The organism is Butyricimonas muris (genome assembly GCF_046365375.1).
In the GTDB taxonomy this organism is placed as follows: Bacteria; Bacteroidota; Bacteroidia; order Bacteroidales; family Marinifilaceae; genus Butyricimonas; species Butyricimonas muris.
Window position 1 is genome coordinate 324,673 of the sequence record NZ_JBKEIT010000006.1, and the last position, 14,128, is coordinate 338,800.

The window sequence follows — 14,128 nt, forward strand, 5'->3', positions numbered from 1 at the left end:
TTCCTAAGCAAGTTATTGATGAAAGCGTGAAAAATCCCGATAAATGATTGTATATTAGGGAATGATAAAAAAAAAGATTAAAAAAGTCTATTTATTACTTTGTTTTTCCTACATTTGAGGTGCAAAGTCAAATAAAATCGAGATACAATGGAAGGATACGAACAAAATGACGGAATGGATAGGGACGAAATCTATTCCAATGCAGTGAAAGCAGGGAAAAGAACTTATTTTTTTGATGTGAAGGCGACGCGTAATAATGACTACTATTTGACGATCACCGAAAGCAAGAAAAAATTTGATAATGACGGGAACGCGAGCTACGAGAAGCACAAAGTCTTCTTGTATAAAGAAGATTTTGATAAATTCGTCGAAGGCTTGGATGAGGCTATTGGAGTGGTAAAAGCTGCAATCAATGGCGAACTTCCTGAAAAGAATTCTGATCTGTAATCAAGCTGTTATTAGTATATGAGAGGGAGTGTTGAAACACTCCCTCTCGTCTGTAAAGTCTGAACGTCTATAAGGTCGTAAGGTCAAATTAAATCACGGACTTTATAGACTTTAGGAGCCGGAGGCTCGACTTTATGCAACCTGAAACTTGTAATTTGCAAATGGTAATATGCAAACTTTCCGTATCTTTGTGGGGATAGAATAAGGAGAGAAATGGAGAATAAGCCTTTAGCAGAACGTATGCGCCCCAAGTCTTTAGAAGATTATATCGGGCAACAACATTTGGTGGGACCGGGAAAAGTGCTTCGGAAAATGATTGATTCCGGGGTAGTGGCGTCCTTTATTCTATGGGGGCCACCGGGAGTGGGAAAAACCACCTTGGCAATGATTATCGCCGAGCAATTGAATCGTCCGTTTTACGTGCTGAGTGCCGTGAGTTCGGGAGTGAAGGATGTCCGGGAAGTGATTCAGAAAGCGGAAAGTCAGCGTTTTTTCAATTCACCGAATCCGATCTTGTTCATTGACGAAATTCATCGTTTCTCGAAAGCGCAGCAGGATTCGCTTCTGGCTGCAGTGGAGAAAGGAACGGTGACGCTTATCGGTGCGACCACGGAGAATCCTTCTTTCGAGGTTATATCTCCTCTGCTTTCCCGTTGCCAAGTGTACGTGTTGAAATCACAGGAGAAGAAAGATCTGGAAGACTTGATCGACCGTGCGGTGGAGAAAGATTATTATCTCGGCAAACGGAATATCACCGTCAAGGAAAAAGATGCCATGATATCGTACAGCGGGGGGGATGCCCGAAAACTGTTGAATATACTGGAACTCGTGGTGAACGGGTTAGGCGAGGGAGATATTGTTATCGACAACGAGGCGGTACACCGGGAGTTGCATGAAAACCCGTTGATGTACGATAAAGACGGGGAACAACATTATGATATCGTGTCGGCGATGATCAAGTCTATCCGCGGGGGAGACCCGAATGCGGCGATTTACTGGATGGCACGTATGTTACTGGGAGGGGAAGACCCGAAATTTATAGCAAGACGTTTGATTATCTCTGCCGCCGAAGATATAGGTCTGGCAAACCCGAATGCCTTGCTGATAGCGAACACTTGCTTTGAGGTAGTGCATAAAATAGGAATGCCGGAAGCCCGCATACCCCTGTCGGAGTGTGTGATCTATCTCGCGACTTCGCCGAAGAGCAATTCGGCTTATCTGGCGATAGACGCCGCGATGGCTACGGTAAAACAGACGGGCAATTCGCCCGTACCCTTGCATTTGCGTAATGCCCCGACGAAGTTGATGAAGGATTTGAACTACGGGCAGGATTACAAGTACCCGCATGATTATCCCGGTAATTTCGTGGAACAACCGTATTTGCCGCAGGAATTGAAGGAAAAGAAGTTCTACCTGCCGCAACAGAATGCACAGGAAATAAAGATACTGGAGCGCTTGAGAGCGTGGTGGAGAAAATATAAATAATTAATTTACGATTTATGAATTACGATTTACGATTCATCAAATCTAAAATCATAAATCATAAAATCATAAATCATAAATCTAAAATAGTAATGGATAAGTTGATTAATCAAGAGATGTTTTTTTTGTTAGCCGGACCTTGCGTGATCGAGGGTGAGGAAATGGCTTTGAATATCGCGGAACACGTGAAGAAAGTTACCGATAGACTGGGAATACCCTATGTATTCAAGGGATCGTTCAAAAAGGCCAATCGCTCCCGGTTGGATTCTTTCACCGGCATTGGTGACGAGAAGGCATTAAGAATATTAGCTAAAGTAAGGCAAGAATTTGATATTCCTGTCGTGACGGATATTCACACGGAGCGGGATGCGGAGATGGCAGCGGAGTACGTGGATGTTTTACAGATTCCGGCATTCTTGTGTCGCCAGACGGATTTGTTGGTTGCTGCTGCCAAGACGGGAAAGATCGTGAATATTAAAAAGGGACAGTTCCTTTCACCCGAGGCGATGAAGTTTGCCGTGGATAAAGTACGGGAAGCGGGAGATGACAAGGTGATGGTTACCGAGCGGGGAACCACGTTCGGCTATCAGGATTTAGTTGTTGACTTTCGCGGTATCCGGGTAATGCAACAGGCTTGTCAATGCCCCGTGGTGTTGGACGTGACACATTCTTTGCAACAGCCTAATCAGGCATCCGGGGTAACCGGGGGACAACCGGAATTGATCGAAACGATCGCGAAAGCCGGAATAGCGGTCGGGGCTGACGGGATCTTCATCGAGACTCATGCCGACCCTCGTTGTGCCAAATCAGACGGTGCAAATATGTTGCGACTGGATTTGATTGACGGTCTGCTGGAGAAACTTGTGCGAATTAGAAAAGTGATATCATAAAGAAAAAGGAAGTTGGTTACAACTTCCTTTTTCTTTATTCTTCCACGTATATTTCCAGCACCCGGCTTACTTCATCCGGGTATAGTGTGACATTTTTGAAACAGGCGGGTACAAGTACGGTTTCGCCTTTATTTACCATGACCGGATCGCATTCTCCCGTGGAGATCGTGAACTTTCCTTGAATACACATGTAAATCACGAACGAATCGAGGTGCACGTATTCTTTCTCTATATCCCTATCGAAGACAAGTAGATTTGTCGTGAAGTAAGGACATTTCACCAGTTGCACGGATTTATTGTCGTGTGGCGTGTAATCTACCTTGTGTTTCGGGTGATAGTGGTAGTCAATCACGTCGGTTGCCAGATCTGTATGCAATTCCCTTGTATGTCCCTCAGCATCTTTCCGGTTGTAGTCATATATCCGGTAAGTGATATCGGAAGTTTGCTGGATCTCGGCGATATAACATCCTTTCCCGATGGCGTGGACAAGTCCGGCAGGGATAAAGAAGCTGTCTCCCTTTTTCACTTTTTCCGTATTCAATATATCCATGAGCCTGTTCGAGTGCAGGGCTTGCAGGTATTCGGCCTTGTCGGTTTCCTTGTTGAATCCCATGATCAACGAGGCGTCTTTCTCTGCATCCGCGACATACCACATTTCAGTCTTCCCGTAAGCGTTGTGGCGTTCCTTGGCGGTTTCATCGTCGGGATGTACTTGAATCGAGAGATCGTCATTCGCATCAATGTATTTGATCAATAACGGGAATTCTACGCCGAACTTCTCGTACACCCGGTCGCCGACCAAATCACCCATGTAGACCTCAATCAATTCCTGCAAATCATTGTCGGCCAGAATCCCGTTGGAAACAACGGATATGTTATCTTCCACGGCGGAAATCTCCCAACTTTCACCAATAGATTCCTCGTGTTGTTCACTCTTGTAACTTAATCTTTCCCCTCCCCATATCTTTTTTTTGAGAATCGGATGGAATTTTAACGGGTATAGCATGATTTATTTCTTTATTAGGCATAATTATTGTACAGAAAACAAAGATAGGAATTTTGTAGTTGGGGTTTATGATTTATGAATTAATTTTGTGGCAAGAATTGCGAGAATAAAATAAAAACGGATAAGAATGAAGAAATTAGGTATGTTAAGCGTCATCGTGGCAGGTATATTCCTTGGGGGGTGTAGTGATGACGATAAAGAGTTCCAATTGGATACAAACCGGATGACGGGAGTGGATTGGTATTATAACGGGGGTGCGAGCAATAATAGGCTTTCATTCACGGATGAAAGTGTATTGGATATAAATCGTTTTGATAAAAATGGTGAAATAAGGGGAATTGATATGCGGGTGCAAGTTGATACGGTGGCCGGAGTTTGGAAAGATGAGGGACTGAACACGCTTGCCGTGGAATGGAAAGATGGAATCATGGATAAATGGACCGTGACTAAATGCAATTCCAGTAATTTTGTTGTGAAAAATACGTGGGGAGAAAGAAAATATGTAGTCAAACCATCTTATCTTCAAGATTTAACGGGAGATGCTTTTTGGGAGAATTATTTTGACGGGGATGAATTTAAAACACGTTTAGGTTTTCGGGTGACGGGGAATAAAAGCTTGCGTGCGGGGTACGTGTATGCTTTGTTGTCTGATACCAAGGCCGGGCAGGTAGAATTGAAGGATAAAAATCAGAATAATATCTGGCAAGGTAATATTGAAACGCCCGTGGAGGAACGGAGAGTGCGTTTCTCTTGTCGTGTCGGTAGTGATAATTACGTGAAGTTTGACGAGCGAATCTCGGGTATGAATTTTGAGCCGTTAAGGCGTACGGATATTGATTTCAGTTGCAATATCGTGAGTGTATCCAATAAAAGTTGGAAATGTGCATGGAAAAAGATTAATGGTGAAAATGTTTGTTACAAAATAGAAGTGTACAACGAAGAGAAAGAAGGGGATGTTTATTTCGAGAGCTATTTGTTTACTTATGATGGTGAATATTCTTTTGACGGTAGTTCAACAAGTAAAGTTCCGAATAGACTGAAAGATATAGATACGCGTAAACACTATCAAGTGCGTTTGACGGCTTTCATGTTGGAACCCGGGGTCACGTATAATAGTATGACAGCTGAAAATAGGGTGCAGGCAACCGTGTCCGTTGCTTGTGCTTTGAGCGTGCAATAAGGTTGCTTTTAAGATTAGAAAAGGCTTTGGCGTTGCGATAGGATCGTGACGCCAATTTTTTTGTGCTTGACGTGTCGATTGTTATTCCGGTGTTATGTAAGTGTTGTTCGGGAGTTGTAGCCTATTCTCTTCCTTATCTCTTCCTGTTTTTAGTTGATTCTCTTATGGAAACAGAAGAAAATCCCGTATGGCTTGTGCCAGTTTCTCCGGTTGTTCGCTATGAATCCAATGCCCGCATTGCGGGATTTCTTTCAGCCGGGCAGCCGGGAATTGTGCTTGCAGGCAATTGATGCTAGTGATTAGGTTCGATTGCTCACCTTTGATAAATAGAATCTCTTTGTCGTAAGTGTCGTGAGTGAGTTTTCCCGGGCAACCGCTGATTTCGTCAAAATGTTGGCTGAGTACTCGGTGGTTGATTTTCCATTCAAACCCGGAAGCAGTTTTCTTGATATTTTTCAGGAATAACTGTTGGGAACGTTCCGTTTTGAAATGTTGTTGGATGGCTTTTCTTACTTCTTCCCGGGTGGTAAAACGGGTAAAATCGAAATTTGCCATGAAATCAATGATCTTGTAGTGACTACCTCCATCCTGTTGCGAGTAGGATACAGGGGCTATATCCACGACAATAGCTTTGTTCACGATGTCCGGTCTTTTGAGTAATAATGCCATCACGATCTTGCCTCCCATGGAATGCCCCACGATATGTGGAGGTACGGGAAGGCGCAAATCTTCGATCAGTTCGATGATGTCGTCGCTCATGACCTCGTAATTCATTTCGTCGGCATGAGGAGATTGCCCGTGATTCCGAATATCCGGCAAGATGACTTGAAATCGGTCTTCTAATGAATGGGCTATGGGAAGCCAATTCTCGGATGCTCCCCATAAGCCGTGGAGTATAATTAATGGGGTCCCCTCTCCTTGTTTTCTAAAATATAACTTCATACTAATTTGGTGTACTTCAAGATACAAATTTACGAAGAGGTTGCAAATAATGCTAGTTTTTCTTTTTTTCTTTGTAAAAGTCCTCAAGGTCGTTAAGGCTCTTGTGAATATTCCGGATATTTTTGGATGTATAGGAAGACACGAAAAAACCAAAAATGATTCCAGTTGCAATAATTATTACAATCAACGATAGAAGTAGAGGTGTCAGTGTGTTGAAATAATAATAAAGCCAGATACTGGATAATATGAAAGCAAGTGGAATGGCAGAAATTGTTTCTCCCTGTATCCATTTTTTGTACTGGATAATGATTTTGGATAATTCATATATATTTTGGTTTTCAATATCAAATTGCTTTAATAGGGATACTTTTATAATTTGCCAAATGCTTGTGAGCAGTAAAAAGGTGTTCAGAGTTATGAACCATATGACAGGAGTATAAGAATATGCAATTGCATAAATAAGACAATTGATAGGGATTAAGGATATGGCTAGGATCAATCCTTTCATTTCCGTTTTATATATCTTATTGAAAGTTGTATTCGTGCGTTCTACAAGCATCTGTTGTATGAGTTTTTGATTCAGTACTTCGGTTGCTTCTAGACGTTTGTTTAATAATTGCCAATGTTGTTTTAAGTCTTCGAGTTCCATGGCATGTGCTTTTAGTGATTAGACATTTTTTTCATTTTTTCTTTTACCCGACTTAATTTGGTGGCAACATTGGTTAATGACATTCCCATAATGTCTGCGATTTCTTGGTATGACTTTTCTTCCAGATATAGTAATATAAGGGCTTTATCCAGATTGCCGAGTCGGTTGATAAGATTGTATAACTCATGGATTAATGAGATTTCGTTTTCATTTTCTGCGATCATCTCTAGGTTGGTAGAGAGAGGTACGAATTTAGGCGAACGTGAAAAACGTCTGTAAAAAGTGACACAAGTATTTAGTGTGATACGGTATATCCAAGTGGAAGTCTTACACTCGTTCCTAAATTTGGGGAAACTCTTCCATAAGTTAAGCACTGATTCTTGATACAAGTCATTTAAGTGATGATTGTCAGTAGAGTATAGATAACAGACTTTATAGATTACTCGCTGGTAATCCTCGATGATTGTGATAAATTCATTCTCTAATTCTCGATAGTCCATGATTTTATATCTTTTGCACTATTAGTCGCACTGTATGGCAAAAAATCACAAGTAAGGTAAAGAAAATAATGCATAAAAAAAGACCACCGGGAAAGGCGGTCTTTTTATATGAAACTAAATAGGAATTAGTCTTTCAGTTTGGCTTTCAAGAACTCTCTGTTCAAGCGGGCGATGTGCTCGATAGAGATGCTCTTCGGGCATTCGGCCTCACAAGCTCCGGTGTTGGTACAGTTACCGAATCCCAGTTCGTCCATTTTGGCAACCATCGCTTTTGCACGGCGTGCAGCCTCGATCTTTCCTTGCGGAAGAAGGGCTAATTGGGATACTTTTGCTGCCACAAACAACATGGCTGAAGAGTTTTTACAAGTAGCGACACAAGCCCCGCAACCGATACAAGCGGCTGCATCCATTGCTTCGTCCGCTGCCGGTTTGGCAATCGGGATAGCGTTACCGTCAGGTACTCCACCCGTGTTCACGGACACGTATCCGCCGGCTTGCAGGATTTGCTCGTAAGCGGTACGATCCACGATCAAGTCTTTGATTACCGGGAAGGCTCCCACGCGCCACGGTTCGATAGTGATCGTTGCGCCATCTTGGAAACGACGCATATGCAATTGGCAAGTAGTCACGTCGTCGTCCGGTCCGTGTGCACGTCCGTCGATAAACAAACTACATGTACCGCAAATACCTTCGCGGCAATCGTGGTCGAATGCCACCGGTTCTTTGTTTTCGCTCACCAATTGTTCATTCAGAATGTCGAGCATTTCAAGAAATGAACTGCCGGTTGAAATATTATGAATCTTGTAGGTTTCAAAACCGCCTTTTGACTTTGCGTCTTTTTGACGCCAGATCTTTAGGGTTAGTTCTTTTAATATTTTATCTGCCATAACGATTTTCATTTAAGATTATTTATAAGAACGTTGAGCCACCTGAATGTTTTCGAACACGAGCGGTTCTTTATACATTTCGGGTTCTTTGTTTTCTCCCTTGTATTCCCAAACGGAAACATACTGGAAGTGCTCGTCGTCACGTTTTGCTTCTCCCTCTTCGGTAACGGACTCCAAACGGAAGTGTCCTCCGCAGGACTCGTTACGATCGAGAGCGTCCAATGCCATCAAGTGTGCGATGTCGATAAAGTCTGCCACGCGTCCCGCTTTCTCAAGTTCGTTATTCATGGCGGTAAACTCTCCGGTCACGCGCAAATCCTTGTAAAATTCTTCTTTCAGTTCGGCGATTAACTTGATAGCTTTCTTCAAGCCTTCTGCCTCACGCGCCATTCCGATATAATCCCACATGATATGTCCCAACTCTTTGTGGAAGTGATCGGGGGATTTCGTACCCTTGATATCATACAATCTGCGCAAGTGGTCGGTGACGTTCTTTTCAGCAGCGTCGAATTCCGGCGTGTTGGTTTTGATTTTCGGGGTTTGGATATCGTGAGCCAGATAGTCACCAATCGTGTACGGTAAAATGAAATATCCGTCAGCCAATCCCTGCATCAACGCGGAAGCTCCCAAACGGTTAGCCCCGTGGTCAGAGAAGTTACACTCCCCGATAGCGTACAATCCCGGGATTGTGGTCATCAAGTTGTAGTCTACCCAAAGACCTCCCATAGAGTAGTGGATAGCCGGGTAAATCATCATCGGGTTGTGGTACGGGTCAACGGCGGTGATTTTCTCGTACATCTGGAACAAGTTTCCGTAACGTTCTTCGATTGTGTGTCTTCCCAAACGGTCGATAGCGTATTTGAAATCAAGGAATACAGCCTTTCCGGTGTTGTTTACCCCGAATCCGGCGTCGCATCTTTCTTTAGCGGCACGAGAGGCAACGTCACGCGGAACAAGGTTCCCGAATGCCGGGTAACGACGTTCCAAATAGAAGTCGCGGTCCTCGTCCGGGATATCGTTCGGGTTCAGGGTTCCCTCTTGCAATCTTTTGGCATCCTCGATCTTTTTCGGTACCCAAACGCGTCCGTCATTACGTAATGACTCGGACATCAAGGTCAGCTTACTTTGCTGATCCCCGTGTACCGGGATACAAGTCGGGTGAATCTGCACGAAACAGGGGTTTCCGAACATGGCTCCGCGTTTGTATGCTTGCCATGCGGCACTACCGTTACATCCCATGGCGTTGGTCGACAGGAAGAACACGTTTCCGTATCCACCGGTAGCCAATACAACGGCGTGTGCGCCGAAACGTTCGATTTTTCCGGTCACAAGGTCACGGGCGATAACACCTCTTGCCTTGCCGTCCACGACAACGATGTCAAGTACCTCGTGACGGGTATATGATTTGATTTTTCCTTTTTCGATCTGACGATTCATGGCACCGTAGCAACCCAACAATAATTGTTGTCCGGTCTGACCGCGGGCATAGAACGTACGACTTACTAACGCACCACCGAAAGAACGGTTGTCCAAAAGACCGCCGTAATCACGAGCGAAAGGTACACCTTGTGCGACGCATTGGTCAATGATGGCGTTACTTACCTCTGCCAGACGGTAAACGTTGGCTTCACGTGCGCGGTAGTCACCACCCTTGATAGTTTCATAAAATAGTCTATAAACAGAGTCGTTGTCATTCGTGTAGTTCTTTGCAGCGTTGATACCTCCCTGTGCGGCAATAGAGTGAGCGCGACGGGGTGAATCCTGATAGCAGAATGTGGTCACGTTATAACCTAATTCAGCAAGGCTGGCTGCAGCCGATCCACCGGCAAGTCCGGTACCCACGATGATAACATCTAATTTTCTTTTATTAGCAGGGCTAACAACTCCGATATGTGCTTTATGATTCGACCACTTCTCGGCTAACGGTCCTGCTGGTATTTTAGCATTTAATTCTGTCATAACCTTAATAATTTTAGATTTTAAATTTTAAATTTTAAATTTAGATCGTTGATTCCTGCAATTTAAAATCTACAATCTATAAATTTAAAATTGTGTTAGTTCGCTAGTCCAAGCATGAAATAAAGCGGAATGATGCTGAATCCTGCTGCAATGATGAAAGCGAAAATTTTAGCAACACACTCTAATCTCTTTCTCCATATCTGGTTGCTGAAACCGATGGATTGGAATGCTGACCAGAAACCGTGAGTCAAGTGAAGTCCAAGGAAAATACCGCCTAAAATGTAAAGCAGGCAATAGATTACGCTTGACTGGAATAATCCGGCGACTAACGCGTAAGTGTTTTCCATTTTCACCCCGTCCACGATAGTTTCGGCTAGTGGCGTTCCTAATGAAGGGAATTTGATATTCCACCAGAAGTTCCACAAGTGGATTACAAGGAAAATCAGTACTAATGCGCCTAGAATATACATGTTTCTGGACGACCAAGTACAGTTACCTGCTTGGCTGCGGCGATCGTACTTGATAGGGCGTGCACCTCTGTTTTGAAGAGTCAGGATAGAAGCCAGCACGATATGGAAGATAAATCCGATAGCAAGAATCGGTTCCACGATCTTGATAATAGGATTCGTTGCCATGAAATGGGCTCCAATGTTAAATAACTCTCCACTATTATCTACTATCAACAGTAGATTTAGTGCCAAGTGAACGCACAAAAACGCAATAAGAAAAAGACCTGAAATACTCAGGAGCATCTTTTTCCCAATCGACGATGTTAAGAAATTGCTCATAATGTAGATCTATTTATTTGATAACTATTTGTATTCTGTATTCGTGCACAAAAGTATCTTTTTTTCTGTCATTTTGAACCGCTAAAGCTATTTTAAAATCATTCTAAATATAAAGAATTTTTTCTCTAATGAATGGGTTCATAAAGTTTATAAGGTTTATAAAGTTTATAAAGTAATGGACCCCTGCGGGGCGCTTTGTCCACGGCAGCATAGCTGCCGTTAAACTCTGTCCGAAGGACACCCGTAACCTTATGAACCTTATAAACTTTATGAACTTTACAAACTCTATCTTCCAATCGATTCGTAAATGATTTCTTGAATCTTTGTGCGGATATTCTCCTTCATAAGTTTGGTGTTGAACTCGTTAGGATAAGTTCTGTTGGAAAGGAATATGTAAATCAATTGGTTTTCAGGATCATTCCATGCGATAGCACCTGTAAAACCCGTGTGTCCGTAACTCGTGCAGGGGACTCCGTCACAAGTAGGGCTTGTTCTATCGGGAAGAGTTTCCGGTTTGTCGAACCCCAAACCTCTCCGGTTTTGTTCGGGGGATAGTTGAATAGAAGTGAAAAGGTCGATGGTGGTCGAGTCTATCATCCGCTCGCCACCGTATTGACCGTGATTTAGATACACGCTCATGATTTTTGCCAGATCTTCTGCCGTGGAAAACAATCCCGCGTTGCCTGATACGCCTCCCATTAACGCTGCAAGGGGATCGTGCACGTAGCCTTTTAATTCCGATTTCCGGAATACGTTGTCATTACTGGATGGAATTACCCGATCCATGTCGAGATTCAGATGGGCGTTGAAACCGGAGTTATAGGCTCCCAGTTTTTTCAGAAAATGATCCCGAAGATACATATCGAAAGGCGTGACTGTTTGTTCCTCCACGATATCTTTAAGTAGGACAAACCCCAGATCGCTGTACGTGTATTTCTTTTGCGGTAATAAGTCCGTGTTCAAGATCAACGAATGGATAGAGTCTTGGAAATGGCGGTGCATATAGAAATGGGGGGAAACCATAAGATAATCCTCCCCGCCTTTAAAGCTGAATGTGCTGTCCCGGTATCTGAAGTTGGGATTAATGTACAAGCGATCTCTGAGTTTCTTCGTGTTTGTCTTCGTGTATCTGGTCGTGAATAATCTTCCTTGCATCTTTTCCCAGTTAATCGCGTGATGGAAGAATGAAAAGGAAGCTTTTAAGCCCGCGTTGTGCAATAATAATTCCCGGACAGTCAAGTCTTTTTTGTTGGACTGTGATATCGCGTAAGAATAACGGGCGATAGGTGTATCCAGAGCTATTGTCTGTTGATCGTAAAGCATCATCACGGCCGGGAGAGTGGCAGCGATCTTCGTGATGGATGCGATGTCGTATATATTATCCGTCGTGTTTGCCTTTTTCTTGTCATAGGTATTGAAACCGAAAGCCTTGTTATATACCACGTACCCGTCTTTAGCCACGAGCACTTGACAACCGGGTGTCGCTTTCTCCCGGATAGCAACTTGACAAATGCTGTCAATGCGGAGTAACGTTTCCGATTGCATCCCGCTAGTCTCCGGTTTATGGTATCCCAAGCGTACTTTTGGAGTTGACAGTCCGGTCCCGACGGGGAAATAGTAGTTGATGCTCACGGGTAATTTCCCGTTCACGTTGATACCCCCGAAAATCGCTTGCGCGACAAATTCTTGCGCCGGGGTGTCATGGGAATAACTCACTAGGATGGCGTCCAAGGGCAGATAACTGTATATATCCAAACCGTAGGGAGTTGCCGGGTGACAGAAAATGACCCGTTTCCCTTTCAATTGTTTCAGTATATTCGATAACGCTTGCGATGCCCCGAACTGTCGGGATGTGGTGTTCCGTGCGGCGCTATTGTACACGATCACGCAATTGTAATCGGATAAATCTTTCAATAATTTTTCTATGGCCTCTTTACTCGCTCCTGCACGAATGGAAAAATGAGAGCAAGGTGCGTATTTTTCCAGCATGTCTTCAAACGCTTTGGCTTTCCTGTCGCCAAAATTGAGGGATGCGATGCGCAACGTATCGAGATGCGTTAGAGGAAGTAATAAGTCTTTGTTCTGTATCAGCGTGATAGCCTCCGCGTAGGTTTCCTGTAATAAAGCTTGATCGGCAGGGGTATTTAACCGGGCGGACAGCATGGTCGTGTCAATCATGCCGGCGTTGGGCAACACGTATTTCTCTTTCGCGGCAAGGACTCGGCGACATTTTTCGTCAATATCTTCTTCCGTGAGAATACCCTTGCGTATGGCTGCTTTTACCTTCTTTACCGTGGCTTCCACGTTTTCGGGGAAAAGCAGGATGTCGTTACCTGCCGACAGGGCTTTGACATCAGCTTCACCGGGAGAATTTCCTTTGGTTACCCCTTTCATGTTCATGGCATCGGTAAAGCATAGTCCATCGAAATGCATTTTTTCCCGCAGTAATTGGGTTACGATGTGACGGGAAAGGGAAGCGGGGATATTCGCCGAATCGTAAGAGGGAACATTCAAGTGCGCCACCATTACACCGGGGATGCCTGCGGCTATCAATTGCCGGAAAGGGTATAATTCCACCGTGTCGATACGGGCGACCGAATGTCTGATAAGAGGTAAGGCAAAATGCGAATCCGTGTCGGTATCCCCGTGTCCGGGAAAATGCTTCGCTACCGGCATGATTTGCTGGGATTCCAGACCTCTGGTATATTGCAGGGAGCGGTTGCCTACCTCGTCTTTTTTCTCCCCGAACGAGCGGATACCGATAACCGGATTTTTAGGGTTGACGTTAATATCCGCGACGGGAGCGAAGTTTACATGAATGCCCATCGTGCGGCATTGTCTGCCGATGGCTTGCCCGATGCGGTATATCAGATTCGTGTCGCGAATAGCACCTAACAGGGTTTGATTTGGGAATTCCATAGCCGGCTTTATACGCCATCCCACGCCACTCTCCGCGTCCATCCCGATCATCAGGGGAATGTGTGCCCGTTGCTGGTAGTCGTTGGTCATCGCGGCTTGTTTACTTGGAGTGCCTTGAAAGAAGATAATACCACCGATATGATATTTCTCGATTGTTGCACCCAATTGCTTCTCGTACAAACTGTCCTTGTTGCTGTACGCGGCAATCATGATCAATTGTCCGATTTTCTCCTCCAAGCTCATGGCATTTAAGGTTGAATCGACCCATTGTGATTGTGAGCGTCCTGCCAAGGGACAAACGAGTAAACAAATTAAACCGAAAAACAGGAAAAAACGCATTAGATTTTAGATTTACGATTTTAGATTGAAGATTCAGTGATTAACAAAAATAACTTGTAACCTGAAACTTGCCGTAGGCAAATGTAACTTGTAACTCGGTTAGTATAGAAAAGTGCGGTAAACAATCTTGTTTGCCGCAC

Annotated in this window: 12 protein-coding genes; 4 read left to right on the top strand and 8 right to left on the bottom strand. The window is 44.0% G+C overall.

Annotated features, from left to right (window positions below):
* The first annotated feature begins 147 nt into the window (after window positions 1-147).
* The 3 genes from ACK8P8_RS12320 (at window position 148) to kdsA (ending at window position 2,819) form a co-directional block, all read left to right on the top strand.
* Window positions 148-447 (top strand): DUF3276 family protein, encoded by a 300-nt coding sequence (locus ACK8P8_RS12320; RefSeq protein WP_186977194.1) that lies wholly within the window; start codon window positions 148-150, stop codon window positions 445-447.
* Window positions 448-660: 213 nt separating this feature from the next.
* Window positions 661-1,932: a replication-associated recombination protein A gene (locus ACK8P8_RS12325; RefSeq protein ID WP_369860586.1), complete on the top strand. Its 1,272-nt coding sequence runs from the start codon at window positions 661-663 to the stop codon at window positions 1,930-1,932.
* Between the two features lie 89 nt (window positions 1,933-2,021).
* Window positions 2,022-2,819 (top strand): 3-deoxy-8-phosphooctulonate synthase, encoded by a 798-nt coding sequence (kdsA, locus tag ACK8P8_RS12330; protein WP_369860587.1) that lies wholly within the window; start codon window positions 2,022-2,024, stop codon window positions 2,817-2,819.
* A 34-nt stretch (window positions 2,820-2,853) separates the two neighbouring features.
* Here the strand turns inward: kdsA and ACK8P8_RS12335 are convergent, their stop codons facing one another.
* A complete protein-coding gene (locus ACK8P8_RS12335; RefSeq protein WP_303181356.1) occupies window positions 2,854-3,825 on the bottom strand; it encodes a type I phosphomannose isomerase catalytic subunit in 972 nt (323 codons plus the stop codon).
* Window positions 3,826-3,952: 127 nt separating this feature from the next.
* Between ACK8P8_RS12335 and ACK8P8_RS12340 the strand changes: the two genes are divergently transcribed.
* Entirely contained in the window at window positions 3,953-5,005 is a 1,053-nt protein-coding gene (locus ACK8P8_RS12340) for a hypothetical protein (RefSeq protein WP_369860588.1), read from the top strand.
* 162 nt (window positions 5,006-5,167) lie between these two features.
* Here ACK8P8_RS12340 and ACK8P8_RS12345 read toward each other — a convergent pair whose 3' ends face one another.
* From ACK8P8_RS12345 to ACK8P8_RS12375, 7 genes are all read right to left on the bottom strand, one after another.
* Window positions 5,168-5,947: an alpha/beta fold hydrolase gene (locus tag ACK8P8_RS12345; RefSeq protein ID WP_369860589.1), complete on the bottom strand. Its 780-nt coding sequence runs from the start codon at window positions 5,945-5,947 to the stop codon at window positions 5,168-5,170.
* A 52-nt stretch (window positions 5,948-5,999) separates the two neighbouring features.
* The gene (locus tag ACK8P8_RS12350; protein WP_369860590.1) at window positions 6,000-6,596 is read right to left on the bottom strand and encodes a hypothetical protein; all 597 of its coding nucleotides are present in this window, start codon (window positions 6,594-6,596) and stop codon (window positions 6,000-6,002) included.
* A gap of 11 nt (window positions 6,597-6,607) precedes the next feature.
* The gene (locus tag ACK8P8_RS12355) at window positions 6,608-7,096 is read right to left on the bottom strand and encodes an RNA polymerase sigma factor (RefSeq protein ID WP_227217863.1); all 489 of its coding nucleotides are present in this window, start codon (window positions 7,094-7,096) and stop codon (window positions 6,608-6,610) included.
* Between the two features lie 125 nt (window positions 7,097-7,221).
* Entirely contained in the window at window positions 7,222-7,983 is a 762-nt protein-coding gene (locus ACK8P8_RS12360; protein WP_099290051.1) for a succinate dehydrogenase/fumarate reductase iron-sulfur subunit, read from the bottom strand.
* Window positions 7,984-8,001: 18 nt separating this feature from the next.
* Window positions 8,002-9,942, bottom strand: a complete 1,941-nt coding sequence (locus tag ACK8P8_RS12365) for a fumarate reductase/succinate dehydrogenase flavoprotein subunit (RefSeq protein ID WP_186977183.1) — start codon at window positions 9,940-9,942, stop codon at window positions 8,002-8,004.
* Between the two features lie 95 nt (window positions 9,943-10,037).
* Window positions 10,038-10,730 (bottom strand): succinate dehydrogenase cytochrome b subunit, encoded by a 693-nt coding sequence (locus ACK8P8_RS12370; protein ID WP_099290019.1) that lies wholly within the window; start codon window positions 10,728-10,730, stop codon window positions 10,038-10,040.
* Window positions 10,731-11,015: 285 nt separating this feature from the next.
* Window positions 11,016-13,988 carry a serine hydrolase domain-containing protein gene (locus ACK8P8_RS12375; RefSeq protein ID WP_369860591.1) on the bottom strand — a complete coding sequence of 991 codons (2,973 nt, stop codon included), beginning with the start codon at window positions 13,986-13,988 and terminating at the stop codon, window positions 11,016-11,018.
* Window positions 13,989-14,128 lie beyond the last annotated feature (140 nt).

What these genes read in the sequence shown, in the direction of transcription:
- ACK8P8_RS12320 (WP_186977194.1), top strand. Translation starts at nt 148, where the DNA reads ATGGAAGGATACGAACAAAATGACGGAATGGATAGGGACGAAATCTAT.
- ACK8P8_RS12325 (WP_369860586.1), top strand. Translation starts at nt 661, where the DNA reads ATGGAGAATAAGCCTTTAGCAGAACGTATGCGCCCCAAGTCTTTAGAA.
- kdsA (WP_369860587.1), top strand. Translation starts at nt 2,022, where the DNA reads ATGGATAAGTTGATTAATCAAGAGATGTTTTTTTTGTTAGCCGGACCT.
- ACK8P8_RS12335 (WP_303181356.1), bottom strand. Translation starts at nt 3,825, where the DNA reads ATGCTATACCCGTTAAAATTCCATCCGATTCTCAAAAAAAAGATATGG.
- ACK8P8_RS12340 (WP_369860588.1), top strand. Translation starts at nt 3,953, where the DNA reads ATGAAGAAATTAGGTATGTTAAGCGTCATCGTGGCAGGTATATTCCTT.
- ACK8P8_RS12345 (WP_369860589.1), bottom strand. Translation starts at nt 5,947, where the DNA reads ATGAAGTTATATTTTAGAAAACAAGGAGAGGGGACCCCATTAATTATA.
- ACK8P8_RS12350 (WP_369860590.1), bottom strand. Translation starts at nt 6,596, where the DNA reads ATGGAACTCGAAGACTTAAAACAACATTGGCAATTATTAAACAAACGT.
- ACK8P8_RS12355 (WP_227217863.1), bottom strand. Translation starts at nt 7,096, where the DNA reads ATGGACTATCGAGAATTAGAGAATGAATTTATCACAATCATCGAGGAT.
- ACK8P8_RS12360 (WP_099290051.1), bottom strand. Translation starts at nt 7,983, where the DNA reads ATGGCAGATAAAATATTAAAAGAACTAACCCTAAAGATCTGGCGTCAA.
- ACK8P8_RS12365 (WP_186977183.1), bottom strand. Translation starts at nt 9,942, where the DNA reads ATGACAGAATTAAATGCTAAAATACCAGCAGGACCGTTAGCCGAGAAG.
- ACK8P8_RS12370 (WP_099290019.1), bottom strand. Translation starts at nt 10,730, where the DNA reads ATGAGCAATTTCTTAACATCGTCGATTGGGAAAAAGATGCTCCTGAGT.
- ACK8P8_RS12375 (WP_369860591.1), bottom strand. Translation starts at nt 13,988, where the DNA reads ATGCGTTTTTTCCTGTTTTTCGGTTTAATTTGTTTACTCGTTTGTCCC.